Here is a 22241-nt window from a genome sequence, read left to right as displayed (position 1 = left end):
TAAACCTTACATTGGTCCTATCTATTTCGCTTTCAAGAAATTTTATACTCCGGTATGCAGATGGATTAATTTAACTCATTTCTTACTTTTTGTGCGGTTGGGCTGTAACTCATCCGGATTTTCTTTGGTGTACATTTCCACCTTTTGCCGGTCTCTCTTTTCAAATAATTCGGTGATCACGTCCGCACTTAAAGTATTTTTCGGCATAAATTCCGCGGAATTCATGTAGCTCACAATGGAATTCCGCAGCTGAGCCGATACTGGTCCATTGTTCTTATCAATATTCAAAGTGGTTACCATTAACTTCCCTTTGCCAACATTCGCCTCAAACAGTTGCGCCAGCCGACGACTTAAAAACCATGTATCTATGGGTTGTAATATGGGTCTGAAAGATGGTGGAAAACTGTCAATATTCATAATCTGACGATTGTTTACGATCTCCCACCACTGATAGTCGCTGTGATATGATGTTGGAAAATCTCTGAAGACGGGATGCTCATCCTGTACCAGGAAACCGGTAGTATGCGGTGGCCGCATTTTAAACCATGAGGTATTCCAGAATACTGGTGTGAAGTAAGCTACCACATCCTTCCCATGCTCCACCTTACCGTTTGCCTCAAGAAGAACCGTTCCCCCTTCTTCAAGTTTTTTCTGTGCAGCTTTATCAAAGGTTGACGTATAGTAAATTTCATCATTTTTTACGGCAGAAAGGTTTGCAGGATATACCCAGAAGTCCCAACCGTTTTTATGACCACCAATGGTAACTTCCAGTCTGCATTGGGTTGCCATGATAATTTTATCCAGTGAATACGAAATTTCTCCTATAGAGCTTAATTGCCCCGTTTGTACATTTGTTTCAGGAAAATTGCTTTTCAATAAGGTATCTCCAACTGCCGTTGTGATGGTATATTCTGGTTTAACATCTTTAAGATCAAACGCTCCGTAATGTGACACCTCAACAGGAACAATCATTGTTTCATCGTTTTTGAACACAAATTTATCGAACAAAGCCAACGGAACTGTTTCACCATTAAAGCTGCTGATATCCTCTTTTGTAATATAGCCTTTCTCCTGCCAGAACACATTCAACATTCCAATAATAGCCGATCCCTGTCCCGGAAAATCTGTTAATCCCAGCAACTGGTAGCCATCAAGTGTTTCGGATCTCAGCTGGCCTTCAATTTCTGCCTTATAACACAATGCCTGTAATTTTCCCGAAGCCATTAAAAAATCCTCTGCCTGATCACCCATGTGATGATCATTCAGGATATCCTTAAACATTTCAAAGTTCTTCGCTTTATAGACACCGGTATATTCATCTATCTCAGAGAAGTCAGGAAATACACAGTACTGACCCATCTCATGGGTAATATACGGTCTGCTTTCATCAGCAATGCGGCTGTCGTAATTAAAATCAGCTGAAGGCTTTTGTTTAAATGGTAATCCACGGGGATACGACCGTACTATATATTCACTCTCCGGATTTACACTCCAGCTTTTACCTATACAGGCTGCTGTGTAAATTCTGCGCTTATCTTCCTTTTTACGAACTTTCAGGTCCTTATCCAGAAAAGGAACATATGCTCCGTACGGTTCATTGCAGTAGGCCCACATGACGAATGACGGATGGTTACCATAGGCTTTAAATATGCGATCAGTTTCCTTTATGATATAATCATCTATCGGGCGACCTTTACCCAGTGCGGTCCCGTGGTTTGGCCAGCTTGCTGCTTCAGGCTGAAGATAGATACCGATTTCATCAGCCGCAGTAAATGCAGCTTCCGGCGGACAGTTGGAATGAAAGCGAACATGATTCAAACCACTTTCTTTACACACTTCAAAAATCTTCTTCCAGGACTCAACATCCATTGGTGGATATCCTGTCAGTGGAAAAGCACCACATTCCAATGTGCCCCGAAAGAAAACGGGACGGTCATTCAGGAATATCTTTCCATCTTTGGTCTCAATGTGCCGCATCCCAAAGGTTATTTCTTTATTATCGGTGGTTTTATCTCCGGTGACAAGAGAAACATGCATCCGGTATACATTTGGTTCAAATTCATCCCAAAGTTTCATATTGTTTCCCATGGCATAATTCAACTCAATTACCTGACTATCCCCCTTCAATTGTACCGATTCAGATTTTTCTGGCAATGGTTTTGCGTTTGAATCAATTAAGGCCGCCTGAAGTTTAATTATAGCCTCTCCTGCCTCTGCATCTGTATTTTTAATCTGAATGACCGCCTTAACACTTTTCTTCTCAACATCGGGATAAAGCTGTACATCACCAATAAAAACGTCAGACTTAGCTTCCAAATACATATCACCAACTATGCCATTCCAGTTTCCCTGTGTATGATCCGAAATACTATGCGAATCGGGTCCGACATTTACTTTATCACTCCGGTTATCCACCACAATCGTTATATAATTCACACCGGTTTGAACCAGATTGGTAATATCAAAAATATGCGGTGTTGATAGGCTGTTTTGTTCTCCGGATTTTTTATTATCAACCCACACTGCTGTTTGCCAGTGCGGACGCTCCAGGTACAGTACAACACGTTTCCCTTTCCAGTCATCAGGAATGTTCACTTCTTTGCGATACCAGGCTGCTCCCTTATAATATTTATTTGGTGTAAGCCAGAAAGGAAATTTGATATCTCCCTTCTTTCTGAATTTAGCCAGAGCCGGATTGAAATAGAACGAGCTGTCATAAATGGAACCTGTCCAGGGTGTATGAAGATTGGGGGTAAATCCCTTATCATTGGTCATCATTGATCCGGGTAACTCAACCGTTTCATCCAGATTTTTTGAAAACCATTGTTCCGAAACGCCCACATCATTCCAATCCATCGCAAACTGCCAATCTCCCGAGAGATCAATTTGTCTTGATGATTGGGAACATGAGGTGACCAATAGCAGCGTAATAATACTTAGAATACTATTCTTCATGTATTAACCATTTAAAATTCCGAATCAATCTGTCCTAATGATTTACTCTGTATAAATATCGGTAGCCTCAAACTGTTTCTGCTGAGTTTCATCAGTAAAATCAAGTTCATCCATATTTACTGAACCAGAAGGATTAAAGGTATCACTTTCCATGTATTGTAACAAACTTGACCTCAACTGACGCGCTACAGGACGTTCGGAAAGATTGTTGATTAAATCGATAGAAGAAAAAATGAGCTTGCCATTACCAGCTTTGGTTTCAAAAACATTAGCCAGGTGATGGTTCGTAACAAAATTATCAATAACCCTGACAATGGGGGTCACATTCAGTGAATCGATAATCATGGATTTGGAATGGATGCAAAGATCCCACCACTGCCATTCCGTATAACCACTGGTTGGGAAATCATTAAACGCCGCATGATTTTCATCCATCAGCAAGCCCATTGTACTGGGTTGATTCGGGAAATGAACCGGACTCCAGAATACAGGAACAAAGCGTCCATCAATGCCTTTTAACTTTTTGTAATCAGGATTGAGCAGTACAGTTCTGCCTTTGTCCAGTTCCTGTTTCGCTTCGGCAAACGATGACGTAATCACAACATTATCAGAAGATAGGATTACCTTTTTCGGATAGACCCAAAGCGGCCAGCTATTCTGATAATCAGAACCTCGTAATGCCACACTGATCAACAACTTTTCTGCTTTAGCGGCTGAAACTTTAAACGCAATTGATCCTAAATCAGGATTATTACCTAAAGTCAGGTTGATATTGTTTTCGGTTCCTTCCAGTACTTTTTCACCGGCTTTGTTTGTTATGGTCCAGTCAAGGGTTTGATCCTGCATATCTTTATAGAAGTTGGCAACTTCCAAAGAGGCATTAAACATTTCACCATCCTCATAAACGGCTTTTTCAAAACGAAGAAGCGGAACAAGCTCGGAATTAAACTGACGGAATTCTTCGGCACTGATCACGCCTTTTGATTCCCAGAAGGCATTCAGCAAACCTACAAGTGCCGTTCCCTGGCCTGGGAAATCCTGTAACTGTAACAACTGAAAACCATCAAAAGCCGGTGTCTTTAAGGCTCTTTCAATTTCCTCCTTGTAAAGCATGGCAGCCAGTTTCCCGGATGCATATGTAAACTCAGGAGCCAGATCCAGTAATCCGTTTTTTTCCAGTTCGTTTCTTACTGCCATAAAATTGAGCGGTTTAAGTACTCCCGTATATTTTTCAATTTCTGACATATCGGGATAAACGGAGTACTGTCCGATTTCGTGAGAGATTAATGGGACCGGTACATGTTCGCTGGCGGCCGTATAGTCTTCGTTAAAGTTTGGCGGCTGTGCGTTAAATATTCCCTGTCCACGGATCCAGCCTTTATCGGTTTTTTGAGTGACAAAGTAGTCATCCTCCGGTTGGGCTATTGTACCTAACGGATACTGAAACGAATAGGTGGTTGTCATGTACAGATGACGGTTATCCTTAGCACGTAATTCAGCTACGGTGGAATTCATCAGATCAGCATCGCCCTGCAGTTCATTGCCCAGAGACATCAATATAAAAGAAGGATGATTTCCGTATTCGCTTAGAATCCGGTCTGCTTCGTTCAATAAAAAGCGGGTCGTTTTTTCATCCTCACCAAAATGCAAACTCCAGTGAGGAAGTTCCACCTGAAAATAAAATCCGGCTTCATCGGCCGCTTCAAATGCTGCTGCGGGAGGACACCATGAATGAAAGCGCAAATGATTTAAACCATACGCTTTGGCCTGTGCCAATAATTTTGCCCAACCATCTTTATGCATTGGCGGATGTCCGGTTAACGGAAATATGACACATTCGAGGTTGCCACGTAAAAAAATACGTTTCCCGTTTAAGGTTAGTACATTCCCGTCTTTTTGGATCTGACTGTAACCAAATTTTACACTTGCTCTTACATCCTTTGTAAACAGCCTGAATTCATAAAGATTCGGATTGAATTCATCCCAGAGTTTGACTTCATCCGGTTTTGGAATAGTAACCTCATCTTTCCCGTTTTCCACAATTCCTTCTGCAAGCGCATCTCCGGAAGTCGTCAGTATTTGATATTTCAAATCATTTTCAGAATTGGAATGAAAGCTGAATACTGCTTGTATTGTTCCTTCAGCTACATTCGAATAAACCTGAAGATCTTTTATTTCATCGGGTTCAGAGGCTGAAAGTTTTATGTTTCCTATAATACCGTTCCACTTGATTTGGGTGTGGTTGGTATAGGAATGCGCCAGTTCCTGATTAACCGGGTCAGGGTATTTATCACTTGTGACATTAATCAGTGGATAAATATCAGAGTTGTCTATTAGAATTGTAACCGTATGTTTTCCAGGAGTTAATGATGAACCTAAATCGAAGCGATGTGGCGTTGTTAAACTTTCATTTTTCCCGATAAGTTTCCCATCAATAAATAACCGGGATTGCCAGATCACCCGTTCCAGTTCCAGGTGAATGCTTTTGCCTTCCCAGTTTGCCGGAACATTAACTTCCTTCTGATACCAGGCTTTGCCAATGTACTGATGCTTTCGTGTTAATCCCCACATGACACTGTTATCCATTACCGGCACTTGCGTATTTGTTGTTCCTAATCCGGCATCGTCAAGGGTGCCCGGCAATTGAATGGTCACACCATCAAGGTTTTTGCCAGCCCATCCTTCATCCAGGCCTGAATTTATAGAATCCAGTTTTACAGTCCAGTCTCCTGCAAGATCAATTTCCTTTACAGATGATTTTGAACACCCTGTAGTCATAACAACCATGACTACTACCAAATAATATAATACCGCCTTCATGTACTCATTTTTAATAATTAGCGCAATGTCTTTACGGAGATTTGCTCCAGTAAATCTTTTGATCCCACATGCATGGAGTTTAACTTCAAAACATCCTTCAGATTTTGCATCGCATCGTTGTATGATCGTAAGCCAACCTGTGCCAATGCGATTAGATACTTTGCATCTATTGTGTTTCGTTTTTGAATATCATCTTCAAAAACAAGCAACAGAGGCAATGATGTGGCAAAATAGTCAATCTGTGCTTTTTGGTTCAGTTTAGATTCTCCAAATATTCTGATATCAGACAGTAATCTATTCGCTTCATCCGTTTTTCCCAATTCATTTAACGAAAGTGCCCTGTAGTACGATAACTCAGAATAGGCACTGACTGCCATATCAATAAAATCGCCTTCTTCGTTGGTACTTTCCAAAAAATGTGCATTGGCTTCTGCTTCTTTTCCCATAGCCTTTAAAGCCATACCTTTCCAGTAGTTTATATGGGCAACAGCCTGGAGCGGATGGTATTTTTCACCCAGGTTATCAGGTGTATTCACTGATCTGTTAAAGTAATCCAAAGCCGTCTCGGCATCTCCTTTCTGTAGTGCTGCCTGCCCCAATTTCAAACAGGCATAGGTGAATTGTCTCAATACCTGGCCTTCACCACCTTCCCATGGATGGAAATTTCGTTTTTCCAACAGATTCAACGCTTTGTTATATTCCCCGTTGAAATTGTACAGCGCTGCCAGTTCCACCGAAAAGTCATCGCGGGTTGTGATTTGGTCGATGATTGGTAATAAATCATCCAGTCTGTCTATTGGATCATCATTTAATTTTTTTCTCAACTGGTCATATTCGTAGCGAATACGCATATCATTTGGAGAACATTCAATGGCTTTAAGGAATGCCTGTCTGGCTTTTTTACCATCTTCAAAGGTATTCCAGTATGCAATACCTAAATTGCGGTACAAAGTTCCATAATGGCTATTGGCATTGGAAGCCATTTCCCAAACACTAATGGCATCTGTGTGTCGCTTTAGATTGAAATAGTAGTTTCCCAATCCAAATGCAGCCACTGTATTTTCTTTATCCATTTGCAACGCCCATTCCAATACCAGTTGCTCATATGTTCGCGATGGGAAAACATAATCGCAGGAAGCTGATTTTGTCTTTTTCAGTAAATCAAGGGATTTCGCTGGGTCACCATTCCGTTCATACAACCAGGCCAGAATAAAGTCTGTCATTACCGATTTTGCCATCGGATTGGGCACAACACATTCCGGTATCCCACTGCTATGGTGCAGTTCAATTACAGCAATAGCCTCTTTATAAAAGCCGGCTTCAGCATAATCGAAAGCAATATCGATGATAGTTTGCGCATCGTTTCGTGATGATTCAATAAATTCACTGTAGTTTTCGGATAAAGTTGCTGATTCAAATTTTGCCCACTGATCGAGTGAATCATTTAAGAACAATTCTGACAATATCTTCTGTGCACTTTCTATACGCCCCAGATGTTTCAGGATAACAGAATTCAGGATATGTGCCTTATTATTTTGCCGGTTTGTATCCAAAGAAGCATCGAGATGCTCCAGGGCTGTTTCATAATCAGCCTTTAAACAATCCAGTATTGCCAGCTGATAATAAGCAGCTGAACGCCACTCATAATTCCAGGTTGCTTTATAGAATAAATCATATGCTTCTTCTTTGTTATCCTGGAATGAACATGCTAAACCACAAAAATAATGCGCCTCACCGGATGCGGGATTCGGATGATATGTGGTCATGATGTCAATAGCCGTTCTGAAGTTTCTTTCAGCTTCAGCGAACCTGCCGTTTTTAAGCTCAACACGTCCTAAAGCGATGTATGATTTATAACTTTTCGGATCACGTTTAATAGCTTCTTTCCAGTATGGTTCAGGATATCGGGTAGGATGACGATACAGTTCCAGGTGTTCACCTACTAATTCCAGCTCATTTGCACTTTCAATTTCAGAAGGTAGTTTGGGCTCAAAAGCAAGCTTACGATTCCTTTCTTTACGGATTTCCTGTCGATGATAAGCAATTAACTCTTTCCCTGATTCATCAATGACAATCAATGAAATCGAATTCTCCTGTCCTGATTCAAATGACATCGTTTTGTCTATCCATGGTTCATCAGGCGAAACACGGACATTGTTATATGTTTTTATACTATTACCGATTTTCAGATTAATATGGATGTTTTCGATAACACTGCTGGCAGCAACACCCAGATCCAACTTATTCCCTTGCAGGATTTCAAGTCGTACGGCCATTTGCTTATTGGCATTCTGAACGGGGCCTAACTTTTTAAAACTCCACCAGTACTGCGAAAAGGTTTTGGTCTCGTATGGTAGCAAATATGTGAAATCAGGCTGATTATCGGTATAGACTCCTGCCATCAGCTCAAAATAGGGTCCACCTTCATCCGTCAGTTCACGATCCCATGCTTTACCAAAAGCTTCACTTCCCCAGGTCCATTGTTTTTTACCGGGAGCAATATGTCTGTCGGCAACGTGAATAAAACCACCGTCAGCCTTAAAATCATATCCACCGAAAAAATCATATTTGGTATCGCAAACCATATAACTGGTTGGAACAGGAATGTTGGCATAGTTTCGCAAATCGTTTTTTCCCGGTCTTTTATGATAGGGTATACCATAATAATCATTCTCTGCATTCGGGAAACTGCTCATTGCACGCACTGCATGATCGGCCACGTAATGTACATCGGGCGGGAAAAAGCTTTGATAATCTTTATGGACTTCAACGGCCACGTTTGCCCACCATAAAAAGGTTTGAGTCAGTGGGGTGCGGTTAAATAAACGCCCTCTTAATTCTATTAAAGCGCTATCAGGACGGATACGTATGCCGTGCATGCCTTTTAAACGATACATAGGGTCGTATTCCGACATCCAGACCGTTCTGGCACCATCTTCTTCCTCTTCGATAAAAACATCAGCAGGCAGGTATGTTCCGGGGCGGTGGTGCTGAGGCCAGTTAAACTCCACGCCACCACTTATCCATGGACCTGCCAGACCAACGAGGGCAGGTTTAATCACCTTTTGCTGGTAGAAAAAATTATAATTATTATTGGCTTTATCCTGTGCTTCAAAAATCCTGCCGCCAATCTCAGGTAACATCACCAATTTTACAAAGTCATTTTCCATTATTGCCGCCAGGTATTCTTTATCAAGTTTATCATCGTAAACTTTATCGATGAATGGAACCGGATAAACTTTCCCCGATGATCCCTGATACACACGTTTTTCAAAAAATACGGGATTTATTTCTGATTTTCCAAGTTCATAAGTTGGTAGTACCAGCTTTCGTTTATATGCTTCAACATGTTTCATTTTATCCTTCTCCTATATATGGATCCTGTATTAATGCTAATTTAATATTTCTGCTTCAATTTCTTCCAGTGATTTACCCTTTGTCTCAGGCAAACGTTTATATATAAATATCAGTCCTGCGACACAAATCAGACCGTAGACCCAGAATGTCCCGGAAGCGTTGAATGCTTTGTTCAGTAGAGGAAACGTGTAGGTTAACAGGAAACTTGCCAACCAAAGTGACACCGTTGCTACTGACATGGCAGCGCCACGTATTCTGTTGGGGAATATTTCTGAAAGTACAACCCAGGTTACAGGTGCTAATGACATTGCATAACAGGCTATAGCAGCGACTACCAGTAAAAGAAGTGGCCAACCGGTAAGCTGGAAATAGTAGGCTGCTCCCATGAATGCATAAATACCTGAAAGGCCAGCTGCTCCAATAAGCATTAAAGATTTACGCCCCAGTTTATCTACGGTATAAATGGCCACGAAAGTAAATATCAGGTTCACACTTCCGGTAACAACAATATTAAACAATGTATCGGAAACCCCATAGCCAGCTGCTGCAAAAACTTCCTGAGCATAATTAAAGATAACATTTATGCCACACCATTGCTGAAAAGCTGCAATAACAATACCTATCAGCAATATTTTCCGCATGCCTTTTGAATTCAGAAATTTAAAATTCGCTTTGCCTGCATCATTCAGTAAATTCCGGTGTATATTATCATATTCCGTTTTAGCATATTTTTCACCTCCAATTTTACCCAGTATATTCAATACCTTGTTTTGATTACCGTTTTTAGCCAGCCACCTCGGACTTTCAGGAACATAAAACATAAGCAGGAAGAATGCGGCAGCCGGAATTGTTTCTGCCCAGAACATCCACCGCCAGGCCATTTGCCCGTTCCAGGACGCCAGAATGTCTGCGGCAGTTGAGTCGGCCGGAACAGGTTCAGCAATCTGCCAGTTGGCAATCTGAGCCAGCAGAATCCCGATTACGATAGTGAGTTGGTTTAATGAAACAAATTTACCACGCATGGATGCCGGTGAAATTTCAGCAATATACATGGGCGACAGGTTGGATGCGAGCCCAATGCCTATACCTCCGAGTACACGATAAAAAATGAAAAAGCTGAAGTCGGATGTTGCACCGGTTCCAACAGCTGAAAGGGTAAACAGAAAAGCTGAAAATATTAGTAGTCTTTTCCTTCCGAACCTGTCGCTGAAAGCACCTGATGTAACGGCTCCTAGCAAACAGCCCAGAAGTGCACTACTCATGGCCCAGCCCTGCAGGAACGGAGCATCGCTTATATGAAAAAACTGCTCATAAAATGGTTTGGCTCCACCAATAACAACCCAGTCGTATCCAAACAACAGACCTCCCATGGCCGAAACCATGGATATGGTAAATATGTATTTTGTATTGAATGTATGCATCGTTCAGCTAAAAATTTATTGATTTAAGTGTATTCTGCTTTTCTATCACCAGTGTTGAAACCGAGCGTTTGGGAATAACAAGTTGGTCCAAACGCACCTGATATTTTTGAAGATTTCTTTTTTCATCTGTGATAAAAAAAGCCGGTTGACCGGTACTTATGTCACATCCTTTCAGACGGATTGGTTTATCTTTATGGGTGTAGTTCTCAAAAACAAATACCAGTTTGCCGGAAGTTGTATCTTTAAATGCTGCAACCTGTAAGTCTGTAACCTGCTCTAAAGGTGATAACCCATTCTCAATTTTTGCATCAATCCGAACCATCCCGGGGCGAACAAACCGCGAATAGTTTCCCAGAGCCCAAAGCAGTTTGGTCTCGGTAATTTCACCATCGAACCGTAGCTTGTAATTTAACTGGCTTGTATCATTTACCACACCCGGTCCTTTGCCATCATCCAGATGTATCAGTCCATCCTTGTAATTAAACTGGGAAAGCGCTGTCCACCAATCCCATGATCGCGCATTGGCAATTGTAAGATCCGAATGAATGACACGTGCGACATACAGTGCGGTTGGCATTCCTGTATCGCGTCCCCAGCCACCACTGATTTCATCATTTTTTTCAAGAATACAAAATTCAGTCTGCCAGAAATCCAGATCAGGATTAATATCTTCCATACGATCTGCAAGTTTTTGCCGGATGTCAAGCTGTGTTTTTAATGGCCAGGTCGTGAAGTAGGAGTGTGCTGTAATGGCATATTCCATATTATGTAAATCGCCTAAGTACATCTCTGAATCAGGATTAAAGAAAATATTGATCTGGTCCCCGTTTGAGTTATTACCATTCTTTTTATACAGATATTCCAGGTCTCCGGCTTCACCAATAATAAGTTTAGTATTTAAAGCACGCGCGTATAATTCCTTTGAAAGGATGCTTATAAATCTGTACAGTTCCTGATTTGTGGCAGGTGTGCCTTCCTGGTTGCTTTGATCCCATGCCCACTGAGGTTCGTTAAACGGACTCAAATAATTAAAATATACCTTTTCATTTTTTTCAAAATGCTCTATGATGTCCACCAGAAATTTTGAATAAGCTTCATATGTATCAGTCTTAAGGTTAAAACCTAAATCACCTTTTGTGGCATGTGCCAGGCCGTTTTTTGTGTAAAACACGGGTGGTGAAATAGTATAAGCCGTAAATTCAGGAACACCCCGCTTTTTTGCGGCCTGTAAAAACCAACGCTGACCCTTATATTTTGACCAGTCATACTTGCCTTCAGCGTCAAGGAAGCACTCAGATCGTCGCCAGACATTTCTTATATCAGAATCATCACCTTGTTCCATTGATCCTGCACCTATATAGAAACGCCAGTTTGAAAGGCCGATACCTACTGGATTCCCGTTTTCATCTGTGTCCAGACTAAAGAGGAGATCGGCGATTTTTTCACGTTTAGATATTGGCCAGTTTTCGCCCACAAACTGTACACGCCAGGAATCGGATGCCCCAAAATTCTGAATGCTTTGGTATGTTCTTTCAGGGTTTACCAGAATAGTCACCTCACTGGTTTGAGCAAGTAAATGACCTGATAATAGTATTGATAATATAATTAATACGGGTCTCATCCTTATCCGATTGTTTAATGTATTACAACTTTCGTCGTTTCATAATGATCATTTGTCATTCCCGTAAGGAAATAAACACCGTTACTTAACTGATCTGACGGAATTATAATCCGTTGTTGTTGATTCACTGTGATTGTTTTTAACAGATCACCTGAAACCGAATAAAGTTTAAGGTGATTAATAGAGTAAACAGAAGGCAAGATGGCAATGATCTCCCTGGTATTACTATTGTACCATGCAACCATGTTTTGTTCTGTCCGGTTTTGATCAATCGAAGTTTCTTCTGCAATGTCTGCCGTATACGTAATCACTGAATGAGCCGGGACAATAAGTTTGTCATCAGAAAGATCAATAACCTGCTTTTCAAGATTTGCATATTCATCAGTTAAAAAAAGCTTTGGATTTTTCAGTCCTTTCTGCTCAATATTTTTAAGTGATAGACTTACCACGCGTGCATCTTTCGTGAAATTTGCAGCAACCAGTACCAGTTTATTGATCTCTGCATTCGTAAAAATTGAAAAAACAACATTGTTAAAAGATTCCTCAACGGATATGTTATCCGAACGGGTAAAACCAACTCTGGTCATTCCCGGTCGAATGAAATGTGAAAAACTACCAAATGTATAAAAGAGTTTTGTCAAATGATAATTGCCATCGCTGTCATCTTTTTTTGTTAGAGCTTCTATGAGTCCAAAACGTGATTCTCCGTCAAATTTGACTTCATCGAAAGTTGTCCACCACTGCCAGGCCGACACATTTGCAATGTTCAGATCAGCCATTATAACCCTCGCTAGGGAAAGTGCACACTCCATCTCCGTTAATTTTATTCCTGCCGGATAACCGTATCGATATCCATTGTCGAGCAAAGAATATTCAGTCTGCCATAAAATTGGCTTTGAATTCAAAGCCTGTGATTTCTGAAAAATTTCATTCCTTAAATCAATCAGGCTTGAACCATAATCTGTAAAATAACTGTGATACGTTGCGATATCTGAAAAAGAAGCTTTTTCAAGCAATGATAGTTGAGAATTTGTGTTCCAGAATTTGTTAAGCTGATTATCAGCATGTCCGGCTCCACCAACCATTCTTTCCACAGAACCAGCCTCTGTAATAATTATGTTTGAAGAAATACTGCGGGAAGTAAATTCTTTGTCAATCTCCGCCACCACATCAAAAATTTCTTCGTTAGTCCATGGTGTTCCCTCCTGGGTTACCGTACCACCGCTTGTTGTTGGTGCCCAGCCCCACTGGGGTTCATTCAGCGGACTTATATAATCAAAATGTATGCCTTCCTTACTGAAATGATCGCAAACATCAGCTAAAAATCCTGCATAATCATCGAAGTACTCCGGTTTAAGAATTGTTGCCATTGCGGTACCATAGTCCCGAAATCCAAGATGATTTTGGGTGTAAGCTACCGGAGGACTGTTTTGCCAGCCGATTAAATGGTGTACATCATACTGATTGGCTTTTTGTAAAAACCATTGTTGTCCAATTTGTTTGTCCCAGTTATATCCATTCCCATCGGCATTCAAAAAACCTTCAGTCCGCCTTGATTCTACACTGATCCGACTGGCAGTCCCTTGTTCTGCAGTCCCCGCACCAATATTAAAGCGCCATGCCGATAAGCCGATACCCCTGGGGTTACCATATGAATCTGTATCAGTACTGAATAATAATTCAGCAAGTTTTTCTTTTTTTTCAATGGGCCAGTATTTTCCTATTCGTTCTGTATTCCAGGCATCTGAAGAACCAAAATTCTGTATGGTTTGGTTTTTCGCGGAGAGATCTACGGTCAGGTCTATTTGTGAGCCGGCCGTTTTCCAGTTCGTCTTATTATTAACCGGTGCTGGAATATCAGTTTCATTAAAAAGAGCCTGAATCTGATTAGCTGAAAGTACCTGATTAAAAATTGTAATCTCATCTAAACGAGCTGATATATAATAGTTATCAGATCGATCAGGATTTCCTCCAAGATATAAGGAACTACCCTGAATAAGGCCGGGTGAGATCGCTAAATAGCCAGTGGATATTTCAGAACCATTCAGGTAGATCTTTACGCGTTTATCTTCTATTGTTATGGCGATGTGTAACCATTTATTTTTTTGTAATGTGATGGATTCAACAGTTTCGTAAAGCCCGTAATCCCGGCTGTCGCTAATTAATGCACACCCATAATCTCCCCAGCCAATTTGTGGTGTAAAAAAGAAATTAGAGTTTGTCGCCTTATTGTGTATTTCAAAAAGCTGATGCCATGATCCGGCACCTGCATCCTCCCAATAAAAGAAGAAAGAAATTGTACACGTGTCAGTATTGAGTAAGTTTTTATTAAAAGCAGCATAGCTTTTATCCGATGCAGTAAAATGCAGTACTGCTCCTCTTTCGCTGTCCGTAATTAATTTTGCGTTATTATAAAGCAATAATTCTGAGTTTCCTGTTTCATCTACAACCATGTTACTGTTGAATGTGTAGCTTGCAACAGGTTTAATATTACTTTGTGCAAATACAAGATAATTTGCATAAAATAATACGCATATTAAAGATAGTTTTAAAAATGTCATTAAAAATTCGGTAGCTTTATATAAACTGTGTTGGTCGCAATTCTATTATAGTAACAGGAGATGTTCAGTTGAAAATCTCCTGCTACTAATATAAAATAATTTATTTGATGATAATTTTTTCAGTCCTGATAAAACCACTATCGGTTAGTACTCTGACAATATAGATACCTTGTTTCATTGGTATGGACAAGGATTTATTATGCGTCACAGCAGCGTCCACTTTTTTACCTGTAATGGTATATATCGAGTATTTTACGACATTTTCGTTAGCAAGAACATTAAGATTTCGTCCTTTTTGCCAATAGATTATATTGACATCCATCCCGTTAAATTCTAAATCTGTAGTAACAGCTTTAGCAGTAACTGTTACATATACAGGAATTATGGACTGTAACTTAAGTTCGAAATTATCGAATGTTCCCCAGTTGTTGGCAGGTATGTGGTTATCTGTATCGGCCCCCTTGATACCAAAGGTTAATGAGCCACCATTTACTGCTACCGTCAGATCTCGTTTGGTGTTGGACCATTCCTCAAAAGCCAAAGGTTCTTCAACCAATTCTCCTCCATCAGCATATAAGAAAATCGTACTGTCATTACTGACAACACTCATTACGGAAACCTGATAAGAACCGTCAACCAATCCATTGACTGTTTGCCAGTTTTTAAAGGTATAATCGGCACTTTGCCAAATCGTCATATTCTTGGATCCGTCAACGCCTTTATTTTCGATATAAGGCAACCAATCGGTATCTGATTCATGATCCCAACCTAAAAAGTCTTCCTCGAAACCTGGATTAACCAGATCTATGTCAGGTAACCGAACTACCTCAAAATTATCAAAAGTACCCCAGTTATTGGCTGGAATTGAATTCTCTGTTCCTGCTCCTTTCACCCCAAAAATCAGGCTGCCATTTGTGACATTAACCACAATCTTCCGCTTTGTATTTGTCCATTCTTCAAAAGCCAGGGGTTCTTCAACCAGTTCGCCTCCATCAGCATACAGGAAGATAGTACTGTCGTTGCTGACGACAGCCATAACAGAAACCTGATATTTACCGTTTGGAAGGTTCTCCAATGTTTGACCGTTTATAAACGTATAATCGGCACTTTGCCAAATCGTCATATTCTTGGATCCATCAACACCTTTGTTTTCAATATACGGCAACCAGTCAGTGTCTGATGTCGATGACCAGCCTTCAAAATCATTTTCAAATCCTGGATTTACAAGCCCAATATTCGACAACCATTTTACTTCGAAATTGTCAAAGGTCCCCCAGTTATTGGCAGGAATGCTGTTGCCGTCACCAACGCCTTTTACACCAAATTCAAGTGCCCCGTTAGTTATCTCAATTGTAAGTGATCGTTTTGTATTTGTCCACTCTTCAAAAGCGAGAGGTTCTGTTACCTCATTTTCACCACTTTTTGCAAACAGCGCTATGGTACTATCATTGCTTACAACCGCCATCATACTAATCTGGTAGGTTCCGTTTGGAAGATTTGAAAGTGATTGATAACTAATAAACGTATAATCGGCGCTTTGCCAGATGGTCATGTTTTTAGAACCATCAACACCCTTATTTTCTATATAAGGCAACCAGTCGGTATCTGAAGTTGAATTCCATTTGTCAAAATCATTCTCAAAATCAGGATTTATAAGTTCAACACTGGTGTCTCCTGCTTCCAAAGCTTTTTGAAATGTTACAATGGCATTCTGCACGGCTTTAATGGCATCATCCAGCTGCTGTTCAGTAAGTCCCGAAGTATTAATCAATACAAGAGCATTTTCAATCGCATTCCCTAATTCCTGTTTCGCCTCATCAAATTCCGGCGTATTGGCAATCAGATCATTTGCAGAAAGCAATTCATTGATCAATTGTTGCACTTTATCCATAACTGAGATGGCACTGTTATAGTTATCTGCACTGGCTGCAGGATCAGCCAGTATCGTTTTTGCCGATTCAACCGATAATAGCATACCCGAATTATATCTTGTATCATCAATATCAACCAATGTTGCTGCATATGCTTCTGACTGTATAATAGCATCAACTAAATTCTGTGCCACAGAAAGGTTGTTCCTTAAACTATCGATGATTGCATAATCCGGTTGTTCTGAGTCCAAAAATTCCTCGAGATTCGATATTATGGCATCAAACGAAGTTTTTACATTCGCATCGGCTTCAGATGATGCAATAAAAGATTTTGCTGATTCAACATCAGAGGATAAATCAAGATAGTTATTGAAGAATGCCAGTGCTTCATCAATATTTGCCTGATAGTTAAGCATTTCTCCATCTGTTCCAAATACCCTTACTTCACGGGCCTTTTCCAGCGCATAGAAAAAATCAGCCAATACTACTTCCGAAATATCAGAATGAGCATTATATAACTCCATGCCTTTCTCGATTGAAGATTCGAACAGGGCAATAGGATCAAATTCTACCAGTTTGAAAACGCAGTTGGTGGCATTTGCCTGTGTTATGTCAGCAGTCTTTAGACGAAAGGCAGCTACACCGTTTGCGTCAAAATTCAGAGCATTTGGGCCTGGCGTGTAATTCATACCACTTAAATCTGCTGGCTTATCAATGGTCTCGAAGGCGTACCAATCATCGAAAATATTGGTGAATCGAAACGCCAGTTCCTTATCATGTGTCTCGTTTCCTTCACGTCCATGTTCAGCATCCTGTGGTTCTATATAGGCCAGATTACTCCATGATTTCAAAAAATACTTATCTGACAAACCTTCATCGAGGTTACGAACATTGATATAACCCGGATTTCCCTCCTGCTCATCGAATACCCATAGTTGGGAGCCTGAACCGTCAAAATATTCTGAATATCCTACCTGATCAGACCAGGATGCTACCTCCGGATGATAACTCAACACCTTTTCGTTTCCCGCACCATCGTAAATAAGCAGATAATATTTCGTTCCATCAGTTTTGGGCATAAAATGCTCCTGTGCATTCACCTGACCAAAAAAACAGCAGCTTATTAATAATGCAATTAAATATTTTATTCGTTTCATTTCTTCAAGTTTTAAATTTCAAAATTACATTACCAACCCGGATTCTGAGATAAACCATTGTTTATTTCACTCTGAGGGATGGGGTATAAATTCATGCGTTCTTCGAAGTACCTTTTTTCAAGTTCCTTTTCCTGATAACTATAGGTGCCATCAGCATTTTTAGTTACATCCATTTTATATATTGGTTGACTTAATACATCAACAGCAATTCCCCACCTGCGTAAATCCCAGGCTCTCTGGTCCTCAAACGCAAACTCAATAAATCGTTCTTCTCTGATCCTGTCTCTCATTTCTGCCTGCGTCATGCTGTTGAGCTCAATTTCCGGTAATCCACCATGTCTTACAACTGTCTGATTCAAGAGGGTTGTAGCGGTCAGGTATGATTCTCCCAACGTTGAAGGACCATACAATTCATTGGCAGCTTCAGCCCAGATTAACACTATATCGGCGAATCTAAAAACAGGCCATTCCCGGTTTGATGTCTGATCCTGCCTCAGGTCAAGAGTCGGATCCATAAATTTTCTCAGATAATACCCGGTCTTTGTACCGTAGGCACGATCCATACCGTCACGACCTCCTTTGAAAATCTCGATAATTCGTGATTCAGAGTTTCTTTCATCCCAGTTGCTTCCATTTACTATTACGGTATGCAACAATCTTTGATCCCGGTTAATATACGGGTTTGCAGGATCGTAACCAGAATCAGGATCATTAATCTTTTTACCATTTATCATCCTGTAAGCATCTACCAGGTTCTGGGTTGGGTTGGTGCTTCCTGTGACATTAACTCCTTCTGATCCAACCGGAAAGTTAACTCTCTCTATATAATTAATATCAGCCTGACGATATCCCAGGATGATTTCAGGACTGGTACCATCAAACTGGTCATAGGGTCCGAAAGTAAATACACGGTCGAAAGCAATATCCTGTGCGATATCCAGAACCTCCTTCCAGTAAACTTTTTGTTGTTCAGAACCCTCAGTTACTGCACTATTATATGCAGGACTGGCCATCAATAAATATGTTTTGCACTTTAACGCTTTAACCGCAGTGCCATTGGGTCTGCCCTGATCGGCACCTTCATCCAGCAATGGCAGCAGTTCATTATCGATTAAATTGTCACATTCGTCAATAATGTAGTTCGCACAGGCCACAAAAGGAGACCTAGCTGCGTCAAACGCGGTATTTGACAAATCACTGATGTCTTCAACTACATTGTCACCTACCAAAACGACTGCCCCATATCTTTTAATCAGCTCATAATAATACAGCACCCTTAAAAAACGAGCCTCAGACTTGTATGACTCAAGATTATCCAGGTAGACCTGTCTGTTAGCCGGTTCAAAAGTGTCATACGTTGTGTTCTTGGTTTTCTCCAGAAACAAATTCGCTTTATAAATGGCATAGTAGTATTTGATCCAGATATTATCGGGGTTAGAAACTGCATTCCAGTTGCCTGAATTAAAGTTCTGAATCCCTGCCAAAGGATTGGCATTTTCCGCTTCATCTGTAGCACTGCCAAATAATTCACCCTGACTAAATCCTTCAGGACTAAATCCGTTGGGCATTTCACTGATCAGATCAACCATGTACCGATCGATATATGTCGGATTGTTCCACATAAGACCATCGGTAACACCGGTGTCCTGTTCCATACTGAGTTCCTGACACGATGAGAATATAATAATCAGGATACTTAAAATCGTTGATATTTTTATATAATGTTTCATATCAGTTCTGTATTAAAAGTTAAGATTTAAACCCAGAAAATAAGATTTCATCGGAGGATATCCTATTCCGGTAAATTCAGGATCCGTATATTTCCAGTTGCTCATTGTCAGCATGTTAACACCTCTGATAAAAAACCTGACATTTTCTAATCCAATTTTTTGGGAAGTATTCACAGAAAGTGAGTATCCAAGTTCCAGATTACGCAGTTTAATAAAATCACCTTTACGTACCCAATAAGATGAAGGCTGATAATTGTTGGTATTGGTTAAAGACAACGTTGGGAAACCACTTTCGTTTACAATTTCGGTCACAGCATTACCAGTTAAGAATGGTTGGTATAACTGGTTTTCTGATAGTACAATATCTCTGTTAAACTGTCCCTGAAACATGACATCCAGGTCAAAACCCTTATATTCAAATCCGAGATTGAGACCAGCATCCATATTGCCCATGATATCTCCAATTGCTGTCATATCTCTTGAATCAATAATTTGATCGTTATTTAAATCCTTATACTTTAAATCGCCTACCCGTGGTGTACCAAAGGTTTGGACCGGAGATGACTGTATGTCACCTGTATTTTCAAAATAACCATCAACCTCGTACCCATAAACAGTTGAAACAGAATTACCCGTTTTGTTCAGGTGAGCTAAAGATGATCCGTTAAGCGATTCTCCCATTTCATCTATTGTATTATTAAAATATGAGAACACCAGATTTGCAGACCATTTAAAATCCTTGTTATGAGAAGAATAGCCTAATGACAGATCGAATCCGGAATTGGTAAGTTTGCCAATATTTTCATACGGAAGATCAGCACCTGTAACAGATGGATGGGTGTAATCAATGTACAAAACATCCGACCTTTTGTCCATGAAATAATCAAATGTGAAAGACACATGATTAAACATCTCTAAATCGATACCAATATCCATTTTTTTGGAAATCTCCCATTGAATATCTGAATTAGCCAACATGCCGGGTTGAATACCGGTAATTACGTCCCAGCTTGTCCCTATAGGGAATGAACCGCCGGCTACATAAAATTGTGTGAAAGGATATCTTCCGTTGACATAACGGTTTAAGCCTGTAATACCATAAGACGCTCTTAACTTACCAAAGTTGATAAAACTGTCGTCGGATAAGAAATCTTCATTTGAAAATACCCAGCCTGCAGATACCGACGGGAATAAGCCGTATTGACTACCTTCTTTATACTGATCGGAACCAAAATAGCTGGCCGAAGCCTGCAATACATACTTTTTTGCATAAGCATAATTTACTCTTGCCCCATAATTATTGGTAAGATATGGTGATAAGTCTGTATTTGCCCGGTATTCTCTATCTCCCTCATAACGCAGCAACACATTTAAGTCATGTTTCTTTGAAGATGCTAGTTTGTATCTGATATCGGCATTAACCACATTGTTCCTTACGCTGCTTGCGTTGCTCCATGTATTGTATGGAGAATCTTCACCATATCTATAGTAGCTGTAATTATTTCCAACAGCAGATGCAATTTGCTGTACCGGGAAATACCTCCAGTTACCGTCACCGTTAACTGCTCCGTTATCAATTACATAACCTATTCCGGCTGAAAGTCCGTCCAGAATATAATCAAGTTGATGGTTTAAATAGAATCCTGCATTAAGGAAATTGGTAACAGAATTATTTCTCCCTCCGTACTCAATCATTGCATAGGGGTTATTCGTAAGTAACGAAGTACCACCATAACTGTCGTTTGGATTTATTACATTAAACGCATTTGGTGGCAGGGTATACATGGCTGTCCATATTTCGCCTGCTGAAAATGCCGGGAAACTGTTATTATTAACCATTCCTGCCAGATCCATGGAAAACCGTGTTCTTTTCGATATATTAATATCTATATTGGAACGCAGATTAAACTGGGTCAGGTTCGCATTAGCTTTCATATCGGGGTTTACAGGTTTATAAATCCCGTCGTTGTAAAGGAACCCAACATTAATAAAGTATTGTATAAAGTCTGAGCCACCCTGCACTTCAAGGTTTGCCCTTGAAACGTTCGATGCCTTTTTAACAACCTGATCGTACCAGTTCACATCAGGGAAAAGAGGTGATGACCCAGCTGCTGCAATATCTGCGTCAGAATATATGGGGCTCAGTCCGTCATTCACAGCAGCCTGATTGTAGATGCTCATGTAATCACGAGCTCCAAGAACTTCAATTAAATTAGTTGGACTTTGCATGCCGGATTGCACTCTGAACCGTATATTACGTTTCTGCACCTCGCCTCTTTTTGTTGTAATTATAATTGCACCGTTAGCTGCTTCCATCCCGTACAAAGCCACAGCAGATGCATCTTTAAGCACAGAAATGGTTTCGACTTCTTCAGGGTTTAAATAAGTCATATCCCTTTCAAATCCGTCGATGATAATCAGCGGTGCTCCATTTGCCCCTCTTATTCTGAGGGTAGGTGAGTTATATCCTGGTTCGCCGCCTCCCTGCTCAACAAATAGTCCTGCTAATTTCCCGTACAGGGTATTGCCAAAGTTGCTAACCGCACCTTTTGAAAGCTGATTTCCTGTAACAGTAGACATGGAAGAGGTAATAGTGCTTTTTTCCTGAATTCCGTAAGCAATATTTATCTCTTTTAACTGATCTGCCATTGCTATCTCAGATGTATCATTCTGGGCCCATCCATATACCGGTGCCAGAAAAGAGATAACAAGCAATGCTATTTTATTTATATATTTTCTCATAATATT

Annotated in this window: 9 protein-coding genes; all 9 read right to left on the bottom strand. The window is 40.4% G+C overall.

Annotated features, from left to right (window positions below):
• Positions 1–75: 75 nt before the first annotated feature.
• The 9 genes from ACE01N_RS14230 to ACE01N_RS14190 all read right to left on the bottom strand — a co-directional run bounded on the left by ACE01N_RS14230 (position 76) and on the right by ACE01N_RS14190 (position 22235).
• Positions 76–2955 carry a glycoside hydrolase family 2 protein gene (locus ACE01N_RS14230; protein ID WP_380590253.1) on the bottom strand — a complete coding sequence of 960 codons (2880 nt, stop codon included), beginning with the start codon at positions 2953–2955 and terminating at the stop codon, positions 76–78.
• Between the two features lie 42 nt (positions 2956–2997).
• Entirely contained in the window at positions 2998–5775 is a 2778-nt protein-coding gene (locus ACE01N_RS14225; RefSeq protein WP_380590250.1) for a sugar-binding domain-containing protein, read from the bottom strand.
• Between the two features lie 17 nt (positions 5776–5792).
• Positions 5793–9131: a DUF5107 domain-containing protein gene (locus ACE01N_RS14220; RefSeq protein ID WP_380590246.1), complete on the bottom strand. Its 3339-nt coding sequence runs from the start codon at positions 9129–9131 to the stop codon at positions 5793–5795.
• Between the two features lie 36 nt (positions 9132–9167).
• Positions 9168–10553, bottom strand: coding sequence for a sugar porter family MFS transporter (locus ACE01N_RS14215; protein ID WP_380590243.1), 1386 nt, complete (start codon positions 10551–10553; stop codon positions 9168–9170).
• 7 nt (positions 10554–10560) lie between these two features.
• Entirely contained in the window at positions 10561–12174 is a 1614-nt protein-coding gene (locus tag ACE01N_RS14210) for a glycoside hydrolase (protein ID WP_380590240.1), read from the bottom strand.
• 14 nt (positions 12175–12188) lie between these two features.
• Positions 12189–14735, bottom strand: a complete 2547-nt coding sequence (locus ACE01N_RS14205) for a glycoside hydrolase (RefSeq protein WP_380590237.1) — start codon at positions 14733–14735, stop codon at positions 12189–12191.
• A gap of 100 nt (positions 14736–14835) precedes the next feature.
• A complete protein-coding gene (locus ACE01N_RS14200) occupies positions 14836–17763 on the bottom strand; it encodes a T9SS type A sorting domain-containing protein (protein WP_380590234.1) in 2928 nt (975 codons plus the stop codon).
• Between the two features lie 29 nt (positions 17764–17792).
• On the bottom strand, positions 17793–19493 hold the full coding sequence (locus tag ACE01N_RS14195; RefSeq protein ID WP_380590228.1) for a RagB/SusD family nutrient uptake outer membrane protein: 1701 nt from the start codon (positions 19491–19493) through the stop codon (positions 17793–17795).
• A gap of 12 nt (positions 19494–19505) precedes the next feature.
• Complete coding sequence (locus tag ACE01N_RS14190) at positions 19506–22235, bottom strand: SusC/RagA family TonB-linked outer membrane protein (protein WP_380590223.1); 2730 nt, start codon at positions 22233–22235, stop codon at positions 19506–19508.
• Between the last annotated feature and the right edge of the window lie 6 nt (positions 22236–22241).

Source organism: Quyinboa ferrireducens, from assembly GCF_042436675.1.
GTDB lineage: Bacteria > Bacteroidota > Bacteroidia > Bacteroidales > UBA5342 > JBHJHP01.
This window is presented reverse-complemented; position numbering and strand designations above follow the sequence as displayed.

Coding starts and splice junctions, on each gene's coding strand:
- ACE01N_RS14230 (WP_380590253.1), bottom strand. CDS start 2,955: ATGAAGAATAGTATTCTAAGTATTATTACGCTGCTATTGGTCACCTCA.
- ACE01N_RS14225 (WP_380590250.1), bottom strand. CDS start 5,775: ATGAAGGCGGTATTATATTATTTGGTAGTAGTCATGGTTGTTATGACT.
- ACE01N_RS14220 (WP_380590246.1), bottom strand. CDS start 9,131: ATGAAACATGTTGAAGCATATAAACGAAAGCTGGTACTACCAACTTAT.
- ACE01N_RS14215 (WP_380590243.1), bottom strand. CDS start 10,553: ATGCATACATTCAATACAAAATACATATTTACCATATCCATGGTTTCG.
- ACE01N_RS14210 (WP_380590240.1), bottom strand. CDS start 12,174: ATGAGACCCGTATTAATTATATTATCAATACTATTATCAGGTCATTTA.
- ACE01N_RS14205 (WP_380590237.1), bottom strand. CDS start 14,735: ATGACATTTTTAAAACTATCTTTAATATGCGTATTATTTTATGCAAAT.
- ACE01N_RS14200 (WP_380590234.1), bottom strand. CDS start 17,763: ATGAAACGAATAAAATATTTAATTGCATTATTAATAAGCTGCTGTTTT.
- ACE01N_RS14195 (WP_380590228.1), bottom strand. CDS start 19,493: ATGAAACATTATATAAAAATATCAACGATTTTAAGTATCCTGATTATT.
- ACE01N_RS14190 (WP_380590223.1), bottom strand. CDS start 22,235: ATGAGAAAATATATAAATAAAATAGCATTGCTTGTTATCTCTTTTCTG.